The organism is Thermasporomyces composti, assembly GCF_003386795.1.
Taxonomy (GTDB): Bacteria; Actinomycetota; Actinomycetes; order Propionibacteriales; family Actinopolymorphaceae; genus Thermasporomyces; species Thermasporomyces composti.
On sequence record NZ_QTUC01000001.1, the window covers coordinates 1,569,679 to 1,582,955 of the forward strand.

Consider the following 13,277-nt stretch of genomic DNA (forward strand, 5'->3'; position numbering starts at 1 on the left):
ACGGGAAGACCAACATCAACACGACGTCATCGGCGTGTCACGTGACGTGATCTTTTTTCGGAGTCTCAGCCGTGTCTCGGCTCGGCCGGTGTGGGCGCCACATCCTCCGGAGACGCCGTACCTTCCGGAGACGCCGTACCTTCCGGAGACGCCGCACCGCTCGGCGTGGGGTGCACCAGGGAGCGAGCGGCGAGGTAGTCGAGCATGTCCCGCGTCACGGCGGAGCCGAGCGCCCGGTACGCCTCGAAGTCGAACTCACCGTAGAGCTGGTCACTCGTCGTGCGGCGGGGGAAGTCGGCGTGCGCGGCCGCGTACGCCTCGACGTCCCACGGCAGCTGGCCCGCGAGGACAGCCTTGACCAGCAGGATCTCCGCCGACGTCCCATCGGGGTACACGGCGCGTCCGCGGACCCAGCCCCGGTCGACTCTGGGCTCGTCCCCACGCCGCAGCCGACGGGGGTCGAGGTCGACCTCGACCCCGAGGTCCATGCGCGCGGTCGCGATGGCCGACCCCAGCGCGGCGAAGGAGTCCTCGGGGTCGTTCGACGCGTCGATGACGATGATCCGCGCGGGACGGCGACGCAACGCCTCGACCAGGCCGAGGTTGTCGTAGTGCCCGCCGTCGGTGACGTAGAGCCGACGGTCATACAGCGACGTGCGGCCGACCGCCTCCTTGAACAACCGGAACGCGCCAGGCTTGTCGGCGACGCTGACGAGGTGCGCCCAGAGCTCCGACAGCTTCCACATGAGGCGACCACCGAGCCGCCCCTCGCTTGCGAGGCTGGCGCACCGGTGGGCGAGCCGTGCCGCCCGCGACGCCGTCCCCCAGTAGGGGTTGGGCAACCAGACACCGAGGCGGGCGTTGACGACCGCGAACAGCAGCCGCATCGGCCGCAGACGAGTGTTCTCCCGTCCGGTCAAGGGAGCGAACGCCGCACCACTGATGGCCACCGCGCCCGCGATGGTCACCTCCCGTCGGCGGTAGTCCGCTCGCGCCTCGTACGCCGCGGTGGGTTCGAGGCCGCCGCTGGGCAGGCCGACCCCTCCGGCCACCCCTGTCACGTCCGGGTCGAAGACGAACGGCACACATCCTCGGTCCGCGGGGACGAATTCCTTGTCGAAGGCGTTCGCGGACGCCACCACGACCAGGCGTGGCCCGCCGTCGTCGGCCGCGGCCCAGGTCGAGTAAGGCATCGGGCGCGCGTAGTCGTACTCCTCCACGGTGTCCCCGACGCGACGGACCAAGTACGCCAAGGCCAGCCGCTCCCGGTAGTAGGGGTGCAAGGACGTGCGGGTGGCGTCGGTGAAGACCCCGATGACGACGACGGCGCCGACGCACAGCGCCGCGACCCACCACCGCGACCGCCACTCCTCACTCGTGACGTATCCAGCTGTCCAGCGCAGCAGGATGACACCGCCCGCGAGCACCAGGACGGCCGAGCCCAGCCAAGGCACCAGCCGTGTGCGGGCCCAGACCACGAGTTTCGCTCGGAGCCCCGGCCCGCCGTCACCGCTGTCCAGGGCCTCCAGCCCTTTCCACGCCGACCGGGCCAAGGCGAGGAACGTGAAGCCGAGTGTGAGCAGGGTCGTCACACCGAACTGGGAGTCGAGGACCGCCACGGCGGTGTCCCCGGCGCGCGCCATGCCGTCGCCGGCCGCGCCCATGAGACCGTTCGCCACCCCGGCACCGAGCAAGGACGGCGCCACCTTCTGCTCCAGCTCGACATTGTTCGCCCACGCCAGGGCCGCCGGGACGCCGAGCAGCACGAGCGCCGCGGCGAGTCCCGGCACGACGAGCAGGTTCGCCAGGACGCGCCCCTCGGTGCGCAGCCATTTGGGAGGGACGCGGAACCGGTCGACGACGACTTCGAGGACGAAGAGACCCACGACGACGGCGAGCGGACCGAGCGCGCCAACGAGGTACCACGCCGGCAGGGTCGCGATGTCGAACGACGCGTGGGGGGTTCCGAGCCCGTCCACGCTGCCGGTCTCCGCGATGGCCCAGCCGAGCAGCCACGCCACGACCCGCAGCACGACGCCGATGAGGATGAGGTTGACGACAGCGCCGTACAGCAAGGACAGCACGCCACGCGCGCCCACCGAGATCGAGGGCAGGAGGTAGTGGGTGTGCCGCCGAAGGCGGGCGAGCTCGGGGGATCCCAGTGCGAAGGGCGCGAGCTCACCCGGTCGGCCGGTGAGCGATCGACGCAGCACGTGGAACGCCGCGGCGATGTAGCTCCCGCCGCTGACCCCGATCACCGACGAGGAGCGTTGGTACTCCCCACGCTCGGACAGCACCTGGAGCGCACCGAGGCAGAAGGCGGCCGACCGGATACCGCCGCCGGAGCAGCAGATGATCTGCCCACCTCGGTCGACGTCGTCGCCCGCGTCCTCGCTCCGCTCCCCTGCGTCCGACGGCGAGTCGGCCGGACGCCGAGCGGCCCACGCCGACCGCACGAGTGCCACGAGGAGGACCACGACCCCGCCGATCCACACCGCGTCGAGGGCGTGGCTGAGACCGGTGACGGTGAGATCGGGGCATCGGCCGGCCAGCTCGGTGCCCGGTCGCGGCACCTCGAGGGATCCGAAACGTCGCCACACCACGACGTTCTCGACCACGTCGAGCACAGCCGCGACCGACAGCGCGACCGCGCCGACCAGACCCAGCGTCGACCTGGCTGGTGCGGCGCGGAGATCGAGGTACGCACGGGTGCGCCACGCGGCCAGCAGGTAGACGTAGATGGCGACACCGTCGACGAGGAGCGAGAGCCGCGCCGGAACCTCGCACGGCGGCACGTCACCACCCGACCCCCACCGCGTCCCCCAGGTCGGGTCGCCCATCTGGACCGCGTGCCGCATCGGCCACTGCACGAGCAGCAAGACCCCGAGCACGAGGACGGTGACGCGGATGCGTCGCCAGTGGCCGATGAGCCGGATGTCAGCCCCCACGCGCGCACCCGACACCGTGCGCACACCCGACACGGCGGTTCCCTTCGCGACGTGAACGCTCGGTCCGTGGCGCGGAGGCCACCCGTGGATTCTGGCCCACGCCGAGGTGATCGTCTAGGTGACGCTCGATCAGTCGAAGAGCGATCGCAGCTCCTCGCTCCACTGCAGGCGCTGGCGCAGGTGGTCGAGGTACCCCTGTCTCGCCCATGTCGCCTGCGGCTCGGCGCCGGCCTCCGCGAGTCGCCGGACCGTCTCGTAGGTCTCTCGCTGGCCGGCGAGGATCTCGTCCACCAGACCGTCGATCGAGGTCAGGCCATACGCCTCCGCGAAGATCTCCAGCCGCCGTCGACGGTTCGGGGGCTTCGCGTAGTGGAGCGAGCGAACGCACTCGGCGTCCCCGCGGAACGGCGTGAGGTACTCCAGGGCGTAGACGATGTCGCGGCGCGGAGGCGCGGGATAGGCGAAGTCCCAGTCGATGATGCCGACCGGTCGATCGCCCCGCCAGACGATGTTCCACGGCCCGAAGTCGCCATGGCAGACCACCTCGTCGGGGTTGTTCGGGTCGCTACCGGGCTCGTGGATGCCGCTGGCCCACAGAAGGTCGGGGTCCCGCTTCCAGCCGGCCACCGCCTGGTGGTAGTCGCGAAGGAGGCGGGCCACGGCCCGCAGTCCGTCCTCCGTGACGACCTTCGCCCAGCCGGCCGCACCCGACTCCCCCTCGATGTAGGTGAGGATCTCTCGGCCCTCCTGGTCGAAGCCGAGCACGCGTGGGCTCGCCGGAAAGCCGACCGACTCCAGGTGTCGGAGCAAGGCGTGGACTGCGGGAGTCCACGGAGCCACGGGCCGCCGGATCGTATCGCCGACTCGCTCCACACGCCGTGTGGTCCCACGCACGACTTGATCGACCATGACCGGAAAACCTAGCCCGCACGACGCCCGTTCGGTAGGACAAGGCATCCAGCCAGCTCGCGTTCGGATCCCTGAAGACCCCAGATTCCTCTACGATCCGGTGAAGCGCTGCTCACCGTCCGTACGCTGACGACGAGCACGCTCGAGGAGGTCGGACGTGCAGGTCGGTGAGGACCCAGCAGCCCAGCCCCGGGTCGCCGGCGCCAACGTCAAGCTGGGTGTCGTCATCGTGACGATGGGCAATCGCCCGGTGGAGTTCTCCGCGCTCCTGCACTCGGTGCGCACCCAGGTGAACCCTCCAGAGCGCGTCGTCGTCGTGGGCAACGGCACCCGGCTCCCCGGGCTCCCACCGGAGGTGGAACGCATCGAGCTCGAGGAGAACGTCGGCCTGCTCGCGGGGCGGAACGTCGGCTTGGCCGCGCTACGCGCCCACGGTGACGTCGACGTCGTGATCAACCTCGACGACGACGGCCTGCTCCCCGACCCCTACACCGCGGCGAAAGTGCGCGAGGCGTTCGCCACGAACCCCGGCCTGGGCATCATCAGCTTCCGCATCGCCGACGAGACCGGGCAGACCCAGCGGCGGCACGTGCCTCGGTTGCGCGCCCACGACCCGCTGCGTCCCTCGGAGGTGACGACGTTCCTCGGCGGCGGCAACGCCATCCGCATGGACGTGATGGCGCAGATCGGCGACTGGCCGGAAAGGTTCTTCTGGGCGCACGAGGAGACCGACGTCGCCTGGCGAGCGCTCGACGCGGGCTGGCGGATCGCATACCGGCCCGACATCGTGCTTCAACACCCACGCACCTCACCGACCCGGCACCCGGTCTTCTACCGCCTCACCGCCCGCAACCGGGTGTGGTTGGCACGCCGCCACCTCCCGGCCGTCCTCGTGCCCATCTACCTCGGCGTCTGGGCGCTCATCACCATCCTGCGGCGGCCGCCGTGGTCGGGCTTGCGGGACTGGTGCGCGGGGTTCATCGAGGGATGGCGCGAGCCGTGCGGCCCGCGGCGACCCATTCGGTGGCGCACGGTGTGGCGAATGACACGCCTGGGACGCCCGCCCATCATCTAGCGCCCTTCCGGCCCCACCCTCGAGCGCTGGTCGTCGCGATGCTCTCGCCTGCGACCCGGCTCACTTGTCGCACAGGAGGCACGCGGGTACCCTGCCGCGCGAGTCACGACGCGGGCGAGCCAAGGTCGCACTCGCTGTCAGCCGCTGGCCGTCGCCCTGTTACGCTTCGTTACCCTGTGGAGAACCGAGGAGCCTCGACCGTGCCGCAGTCCCCAGACCCTGGCGAGCGCACGACAGCCGAAACCTCCCGCCGTCCGCGGGTGCTCGCCGTCGGGGCCTACGAACGGGACAACTTCGGCGACCTCCTCTTTCTCCTGGTGACCGAGCGCTACCTCACCGACGCGGACGTCGTCGCGACCGCGCCGTTCAGCGCGGACATGACCGAGCTGCTCGACCGCGAGGTCGCCGCCTACGGCCCGCTTCTGCGGGACGAGCCTTTCGACGTCGTCTGGACGGTGGGCGGCCAGGTCGGCGGCACCGACCTGCGCAGTGCCTTCCGGATGTCCGCACCGCCGGAGACCTACCGCGTCTTCCAGCGCAGCTCCGCCGAGGAGCAGGCCCGGATGCTCCGCGAAGCCGTCGGCGACGTGCCGGTCGTCTCGCCCTACATCCCGTCGCTCGCGCAGTTCCCCAAGAACGCCGGCGCGATCAGCGTGCTCAACTCCGTGGGCGTCTCCGGCATCCGAGGCGCCAAGCCGTCGCGCCGCGAGAAGCTGGTCGCCTTGCTCCGCGGGCAGACGTTCATCTCGGTTCGCGACAAGGAGTCCAGCGACTACCTCAACGAGCTGGGCATCGAGCACCGCCTGGTTCCCGACGCGGTGCACGCGATCAGCCTGCTGCGGCCGGCGGAACGGAACCCGCGCTCCGACGTCGCGATCGTCCAAGGCTCCCGGGCCATCTTCGGCAAGCTCGGCCACGCCAATGTGGCGGCGAAGCTGGTCGAGAGCGAGCACCTGAAGGGTCTGCGGATCCGGTTCCTGTTGGCCGGCGCCGCGTCCGGTCACGACTCCTTCGAGGACTGCCAGGCGATCGTCGACCACGCGCGGCGGCTCTCGCCGACGATCGACATCGGCATCATCACCGACCGCCGGCCGTACGACCTCGTGGACCACATGCGCCAGGCGCGTGTGGTGATCGGCACGTCCCTCCACGTCCGGATCATCGCCTGCTCCTACGGCGTTCCCCGCGTCACCCTGTCGCGGACCAAGCCGACGCGCTACGCCCGGGTGTGGGACCCGGACATGCCCTTCGACGTCTCCCTCGACGAGCTCGACTCCGCGATCGGCCGAGCCCTGGCCAACGCGGAACGACCGGAGGTCCTCAAGCGCTCCCAGGAGCTGTCGAGACTCGCCCACGAGAACCTCACCGACCTGGCCGACCGCGTGCTGACGATGGCTCGGACCCAGACGGACGCCGATCGGCAGGCGCGCGCCGAGCTGCGCCGACAGGTGCACACCGCGATGCTCGCCGAACGCGCGCGCCAGGAGGACGTTCAGCGGCTGGAGCGCGAGCTGGAGCAGGCTCGCAAGGAGCTGGCCGCCATCCGGTCGAGCCGCGGGTACCGGCTCCTCGCCCGTGGCGCCCGCGTGAGCCGAGCCATCCGGCGTTCGCTCGCCCGGGCCAAGCGGGCAAGCCGCGGGAGCACCGCCGACAGCGGACGCTGACGCGCCGAGGTCGGACCCTTTTCGTCGACGTCCCGCGGTCGAACAGAAGATCTCCGACAGCGCCCTCTTCATCGTCAACCCCAGGTTGACTGTTGTCTTTCTGCGCTACCGACGTGTCCCCATCCGTGCCTCTTCTGTCGCGCACCTCGTCAGCGGGACGTGAGTCGTACGAACAGCGCACGCGCCCCACGAAATAGCTCGCGAGCTCCAGGACAACGCGACACGCCGTGCCGAGCAGGGCCGAGAGCGAGCACCGTTTCAACCCCCCGGCAGCCGGGGGATTCCTTGCGAACAGCGGCGCGACGAGATGTCGCTTGTGGGTGCCACCAAAGCCCACGTCCATCTCGACGCATGACGAAGTGGGGGGAAATCCTAGTGAGCAGATCACCGTGGGGTCGGCGAATGATCGGCCGTCTCTTCAGCCGTCACGGACTGGCGGCCCAGGCCAGCGTGGCGCTCGTGGCGGGATCCATGCTGGCGGCTGCGTCTCCGGCGTCCGCCGCCACCACCGCAGCGCGGGAGCTGGGCACGTCCGTCGCCGCCGACGGAACGACGAACGACAAGGACGGTCACCACAAGCCGGATGGCTTCGAGGGCTGCATCGACTCCTCTCAGCAGGACAACGACAAGTTCCTCGTCTACGTACCGAAACGCGACTCGTTGTGGGTGTGGAAGGAAGACAGGGGCGACGGCTCAGTCGACCCGTGGGTGCAGTTCACCGAGACGCCGGCCAACGGCGGCAGCGACCCCATTCCCAAGGGGGTGGTCTGCGCGACCATCGTGGCCAAGGGCAACGACGTCGCGATCACAGTCGTGACGCAGAAGGACCACAAGCAAGACGTCTGGCAGACCGAGTGCACGGTCAGCCCTGACAACATCACCAACCCGTTCGACCCGAACGACCGATGCGACCCCTTCGAGCGACTCACGCCGCTGCCTGCCAACGGCGGCAAGGACGGCGTCGGCGGCAAGGACGGCGTCGGCGGCAAGGACGGCGTCGGCTACGACCCCAACGGTCCTCGCACCGGTGACGGTGCGACAGCTGCCACAGAAGGCGCCCTGGGCGTGCGCACCATGGCCGGTGGCGCTCTCCTCGCTCTCGCGCTGATCGTGGCCCTGCTTCGCAAGCGCACGACCACCTGACCATGGGCACGCACCGCTTCGCAGCCAAGCATCGCAAGCATCGCTCCGGAGCCAAGCATCGGCGGGAGGTCCTCCACGCTCGACGGCGGACGTGGAGGGCCTCCACCCTCGTCATCGTGCTCGCAACCGTCAGCGGGTTCGGCCTCATCGCCGTCGACGCGCTGGGCTTGGCCGCGACGCCGTCAGGTCCGGCCCCGCCGCCGATGCCGACGGCGACGGCACCGCCTACGTCGTCCGCCTCGACCAAGGCGTCGCCGCCGGCGAGGACGACCGGGACACCGCGACCGCCGAGAGGTACACCCACCAAGACGCCCCCGGGGCCGAAGACGGGCACGGCGGAGGCGCAAGCGAACGCGGCGACGCCGAATCCTTTGGCTTCGGTCTCCAGACCGATGCGCGTCGACATCCCGCGCATCGAGGTTGCGGCGCCGCTGACCTCGGTGGGCCGGGCGGAGGACGGCAGCATCGATGTTCCTCCGCCGCAGAAGCCCTACCTCGCTGCGTGGTACGACGACAGTGCCGTCCCGGGCCATCCCGGCCGGACGGTCATCGTCGGCCACCTGGACTCCCGCTACAGCGGGCCGGCCGTCTTCTACCACCTGGGCGCGCTCCGAAAAGGTGACACGGTGACGGTCACCCGGCGCGACGGCATCGTGGTCGAGTACGTCGTCGACGGGACCGCGGCCCACCCGAGGGACGAGTTCCCTGCCGACCAGATCTACGGGCCGAGTTCACGATCCGAGCTCCGGCTCATCACCTGTGGCGGCAGCTTCCGTCAGGCCGACGGGTGGTCCCACAACGTCATCGTCTACGCCCACATGACGTCCTGGCACCGAGCCAGTGACGCCGAGCGCAAGCGCCCGTTGCGGTACGACACGCCGAAGGCGTGACGTCAGGTCCGCAGTCGGCGCAGGTACGGATCGACCGGCTGGGTGGGCGCCACCCGGATGCGGGCGTCGACCACACGGTAGTAGCGGTCGGTGACGACGACCGGGTTGAGGTCCAGCTCCGCGACCTCGGGCAGCATCTCGGCGAGGCGCCCCACCCGCAGCAGCAGGTCGATGATGCCCTGCGTGTCGAGCTGCTGGTGCGCCTTCGGCCCGAACAGGGCCGGCGAGGCCCGCAGGGAGCCGAGCATCTCGACCGCGTCGCGGTCGGTCAGCGGCACGAGCCGGTAGGCCCGGTCACCGATCAGGTCGGTGTCGACGCCGCCCAGGCCGAACGCCACCAACGGTCCGAACGTGGGGTCGTTGTGCACGCCGATGAGCAGCTCCCGACCCGGCTCCACCATCGGTTGCACGAGGACCCCGCGAAGACTGGGGCCGAACCGCTGCCGCAGCTGTGACACGGCGGCGAGAACGCCTTGCTCGTCGCGGACGCCGAGGATCACCCCACCCGCACGGCTCTTGTGCAGGACGCCTTCGGCGATCGCCTTCACCACGACCGGGCCACCCTCCGCGCGGAACGCCGCGACGGCGCTGTCCGCGTCGCGGGCGACGACACCGGTGATGACCGGCACGCCGAAGTGAGCCAGCAGGCGGCTGACCGAGGGCTGGTCCAACCACCCGCCGTCGGGATTGGCGTCCAAGTACTCCGCGACCAGCGCGCGTGCCGCCTGGATGTCGATGTCCGGCAGGTCGGGGACCGTGCCCTTGGGGCGGGCCCTCCACTCGGCGTACCGGACGGTCCGGGCGAGCGCCTCGATCGCGATGACCGGGTCGCCGAAGGCCGGGACCGGCCGACCCGCTGGGTCCGCCGGCCGGAGTGGCTCCACCACGGTGTCCTGGCCCACCCGGACGACCACGACCGGCTTGGGCGAGTCGGCCACGACGTCGGCCAGGCCGTCCGCTGGGTTCGCCACCGCCGTGGGCGCGGCGAGAACGACGAGCGCGTCCACGTTCGAGTCGTGCAGGATCGCGCGAACGGCGTCGTGGAAGACCTCGTCCTTGACACCCGCCGTGGTGTCGACCGGGTTGAGCAGGCTCGCGGTCGAGGGCAGGAGTGTGGTCAACGTCCGCCGCGTCTGATCGGTCAGGTCGGGGAGCGCGAGCCCGTTGGTGGCGCAGGCGTCGGCCGCGATGACGCCGATGCCGCCGACGTTGCCGACGACCATGACCCGGTTCCCGGCCGGGAGCGGCTGCCAGGACAAGACCGCCGCGGTGCCGACGATGTCGGTGAGCGACTCCACCGGGAGGATCCCGGCTTGGCCGTACAGCGCGTCCCTCGTGACCGCGGGCGTGGCGGCCGCGGCAGTGTGCGAGGCGGCGGCCCGCTGCGCGGCCTCGGTGCGCCCCGTCCGCACCGCCAACACCGGCTTGCGCTCGGAGAGCGCTCGCGCCAGCGTCGCGAACTTCCGCGGGTTGCCGAAGGACTCGACGTAGATGACGGCGAGGTCGGTGGAGTCATCGCGCAGCCACCACAGCAGCATGTCGTTGCCGCTCACGTCGTACTTGTCGCCGGTCGAGACCAGGTTGGAGATCCCCAGACCGGCCGCGGCGAACTGCTCGAGCAACGCGATGCCGACGCCCCCGGACTGGGTCACCACCCCGATCCGGCCGGCTGGGACGGGGCCACGCGCGAAGGTCGCGTTGAGGCGAACATCCGGGTCGGTGTTGATGACGCCCAGGCAGTTCGGGCCGACCAGCCGCATCCCGTGTCGACGAACGGCGGCGAGCAGACCTCCGGCGAGCTCGGCGTCACCGGTCAGGCCGGCGGTGATCACCGCGAGGGCGCGCACGCCCCGCTGGCCGCACTCCTCGGCGACCTGGGGCACCGCGGCGGCGGGGACGCACAGCACGGCGAGGTCCACGTCGGGTGGGAGATCGCGGGCCGACGCGACCACGCGCAGTCCGGCGATCGTCTCGGCGCGCGGGTTCACCGGATGGCAACTGCCTGTGAACCCCTCTGCCAGGAGGTTGGCCACCACCGCGTGACCGATCGCGTCAGCCCGGCGGCTCGCCCCGACCACCGCCACCGACCGCGGACGCAGCAGCGCGCGCAGACTGGCGACCCCGGCTTGACGTTCACGCTCACCCACCTCGGGCGGATAGCCCTCGACCAGGTTCATCCTGACGTGGTAGGTCGAGCCCTCCGACCGCATCGTCAACGGCATTCCGGCGTCCCGGAACACCTGAATCATCGAGGCGTTCTCCTTCAGCACCTCGGCGACGAACTGCCGGACGCCTCGCTGGCGCGCGGCCGATGCGAGATGCTCGAGCAGCAGCGTGCCCAGGCCACGCGCCTGGTGACGGTGGTCCACCGCCAAGGCGACCTCGGCCTCGCTGGGATCAGCCAGCACCTCGAAGTGCGCCACGCCCACGAGCTCCTCGCCGAGGAAGCCACCCAGCGTCAAGCGGTGGACGTCGTCCGGCTGGACGATCCGGTCCAGCACCGGCTCGAACCCGGCGGGACTCGTGGTGAAGAAGCGGAAGTAACGATCGCGCTCGGGAAGCCCGTGGTGGAGGCGAAGAACCGCGTCACGATCGTCGGGGCCTAGGGGACGAATGTGTGCGATCCGACCATCGGCGAGGATGACCCGAACCGTCTCGGCCGTCTGGACCGCCCCAGCTGTGCTCGCGCTCATGGGTGCGCCCCTTGTCCTCGGTTATCGGCTCTGCGTCCACGCTATGCCCGCCTCGACGAGGTGTCCGTCTCCTGGATCACTTTTCGTTGATGTCCTAGGTCACACCAGGCTCGCCGGCGCACGTGCCTTCGAGCCCGCAGGTTCTCCTGTGCTGCGGTGGCCGGCGCCCCGGGCACCGGACGGGCACCGGCTGCCACAGCGCAACCTGTCCTTGACATGGAGGCGGCCCGACGACCGACGCGCGGGCCTGGACCGCCGTCCGGTGTGGAGCGTGGGCAATCAGCCGATCGACGACGCGGCAGCGGGCTCACGCTCGCGCTCGAGCTTCTGGCTGAGCGCGCGGACCGCCTCGGTCAGTCCGCGGAGCTGGCGCTCGACCTCCGACAGCCGGTCATCGACGGAGGAGCTCCGCGCCCTGGGAACCGTCGGAGCCGCGCCGTCCGGCCGCAACAGACGCGCGATGTGGTTGGGGACCTGCAGGAGCGCCGACTCGAGCTGGCCGGCGGAGAACATCTGGCGCATGGCCGCAGACACCGCCGACACCGCCTTGGGCGCGTCCTCCACCGAGATCATGGCCTCCTGGCAGAAGGTGCGAAGGAAGTCCTCGACGTCGGTCTTCACCGGAACCCTGCTGGGCGTCCACCCGTCGTAGAAGACTCCGCGCAGGATCTCCGGGAGCTGCGCCGCGAAGTGCGCGGCGCCCTCGACCGTCAGCCGGTCCCGGACCGCGTGCAGCCATGCTCGGACGACCCGGAACGCGTAGTCGCAGTCCTGGGTGCCCAAGTGCTGAGCGACCGTCGTCAACCAGTCGTAGGCGGTGTGTTCGGCGCGCGCCAGCGCGTGTGAACGGGCCCTCATCGTCCCTCCCTCGTCGTCGCGGTAGCTGGGTCGTCTTCCCAGCCTCCGCCGGGACGCGCTGTCAGGTCAGAGCCGAAGGTCCCGCTCGCCGCAATGGGGCGATCAGGCGCGATCCGCCACGACGAGCCCTGGTTCGCGTGGTGTGTCACCTAGGCCACCCCGCGCTCCGCTCGTCGCCCGGCGAAGCGATCAGCGTCGTTCCGCCGCGACCAGCTCGCGGGTCGCGGGCGCCACCTCGGAGGCGAACACCTCGATGGCCGTCGGGTCATCCCCCATGAGGATGAACCCGGTCACACCATGGGTCAGGGTGAGATCCGCGAGCTGCTCGGCCCACTGGCGAGGCGGTCCGACGAGCAGCCCTGAGCCCGTGGACGCGAACTGGCCGGCGATGTTGAGCATCCGGCGCACCGCCGAGGGATCACGGCCCGCCGCGATCGCCCCCTCGTCGATGTGGCGGTTCATCGTCGGGAGGTCCGAGATGCCATGGGGCAGGTAGGACAGCGTTGGCAGCCAGCCGTCCCCCATCCGCCCGATGAGCCGCAGCATCCTCGGCTTGTAGCCGCCGATCCAGACCTGGATGTCGTGGGCCGGCGCCGGACCTCGCTTGGCGCCGTTCACCTGGTAGTACGTGCCGCGGACGCGCACGCCGCCCCGCTCGTCGGCGGCCCACAGGCCCCGGATGATCTCGATCGCCTCCGCCAGCGCGTCGACGGCCTGCCCAGGGGCCAGCCGGCGACCGCCCATCCCCTCGATGGCATCCCAGTAGCCACCGGCGCCGATGCCGAGCTCGAACCGACCCCCGCTCAGCAGATCCAGGCTCGCCGCGGCGCGAGCCAGCACGGCGGGCGGGCGAAGCGGCAGGTTGTGCACGTTGCCCGCGACCCGAACGCGTTCCGTCCGGGACGCGACGAACGAGAGCAGCGTCCACGTGTCGTGGAAGGTCGGCAGGTACGGGTGGTCCTGGAACGTCACGAGGTCCAAGCCGACCCGATCGGACAGGACCGCCAGGTCGACCGCCTGCGTGACGGGGCTCGCCGTCGGCGTGATGAAGGTTCCGAACAGCAGCTCGTGCCCGTAGTCGGTCATCGCGGTCTCCT

9 protein-coding genes are annotated in these 13,277 nt (G+C 70.7%); 4 read left to right on the top strand and 5 right to left on the bottom strand.

Going from position 1 to position 13,277, the window contains the following annotated elements:
* Window positions 1-65: 65 nt before the first annotated feature.
* Together DFJ64_RS06845 and DFJ64_RS06850 are read right to left on the bottom strand one after the other, a co-directional pair.
* The gene (locus DFJ64_RS06845) at window positions 66-2,981 is read right to left on the bottom strand and encodes a hypothetical protein (protein ID WP_115849686.1); all 2,916 of its coding nucleotides are present in this window, start codon (window positions 2,979-2,981) and stop codon (window positions 66-68) included.
* Between the two features lie 96 nt (window positions 2,982-3,077).
* Entirely contained in the window at window positions 3,078-3,788 is a 711-nt protein-coding gene (locus DFJ64_RS06850; protein WP_245940991.1) for an aminoglycoside phosphotransferase family protein, read from the bottom strand.
* 226 nt (window positions 3,789-4,014) lie between these two features.
* Between DFJ64_RS06850 and DFJ64_RS06855 the strand changes: the two genes are divergently transcribed.
* From DFJ64_RS06855 to DFJ64_RS19395, 4 genes are all read left to right on the top strand, one after another.
* Window positions 4,015-4,932 (top strand): glycosyltransferase family 2 protein, encoded by a 918-nt coding sequence (locus DFJ64_RS06855; protein ID WP_245940992.1) that lies wholly within the window; start codon window positions 4,015-4,017, stop codon window positions 4,930-4,932.
* Between the two features lie 200 nt (window positions 4,933-5,132).
* Window positions 5,133-6,596: a polysaccharide pyruvyl transferase family protein gene (locus DFJ64_RS06860; protein ID WP_170152524.1), complete on the top strand. Its 1,464-nt coding sequence runs from the start codon at window positions 5,133-5,135 to the stop codon at window positions 6,594-6,596.
* Window positions 6,597-6,998: 402 nt separating this feature from the next.
* On the top strand, window positions 6,999-7,739 hold the full coding sequence (locus tag DFJ64_RS06865; protein ID WP_115849689.1) for a hypothetical protein: 741 nt from the start codon (window positions 6,999-7,001) through the stop codon (window positions 7,737-7,739).
* 116 nt (window positions 7,740-7,855) lie between these two features.
* Entirely contained in the window at window positions 7,856-8,629 is a 774-nt protein-coding gene (locus tag DFJ64_RS19395; RefSeq protein ID WP_170152525.1) for a class F sortase, read from the top strand.
* Between the two features lie 2 nt (window positions 8,630-8,631).
* On the opposite strand, the gene DFJ64_RS06875 is transcribed toward DFJ64_RS19395, so the two are convergent.
* From DFJ64_RS06875 to DFJ64_RS06885, 3 genes are all read right to left on the bottom strand, one after another.
* The gene (locus tag DFJ64_RS06875; RefSeq protein WP_115849691.1) at window positions 8,632-11,322 is read right to left on the bottom strand and encodes a bifunctional acetate--CoA ligase family protein/GNAT family N-acetyltransferase; all 2,691 of its coding nucleotides are present in this window, start codon (window positions 11,320-11,322) and stop codon (window positions 8,632-8,634) included.
* A 279-nt stretch (window positions 11,323-11,601) separates the two neighbouring features.
* Window positions 11,602-12,180 carry a DUF2267 domain-containing protein gene (locus DFJ64_RS06880; RefSeq protein WP_115849692.1) on the bottom strand — a complete coding sequence of 193 codons (579 nt, stop codon included), beginning with the start codon at window positions 12,178-12,180 and terminating at the stop codon, window positions 11,602-11,604.
* A gap of 189 nt (window positions 12,181-12,369) precedes the next feature.
* On the bottom strand, window positions 12,370-13,266 hold the full coding sequence (locus tag DFJ64_RS06885) for an LLM class flavin-dependent oxidoreductase (RefSeq protein ID WP_115849693.1): 897 nt from the start codon (window positions 13,264-13,266) through the stop codon (window positions 12,370-12,372).
* Between the last annotated feature and the right edge of the window lie 11 nt (window positions 13,267-13,277).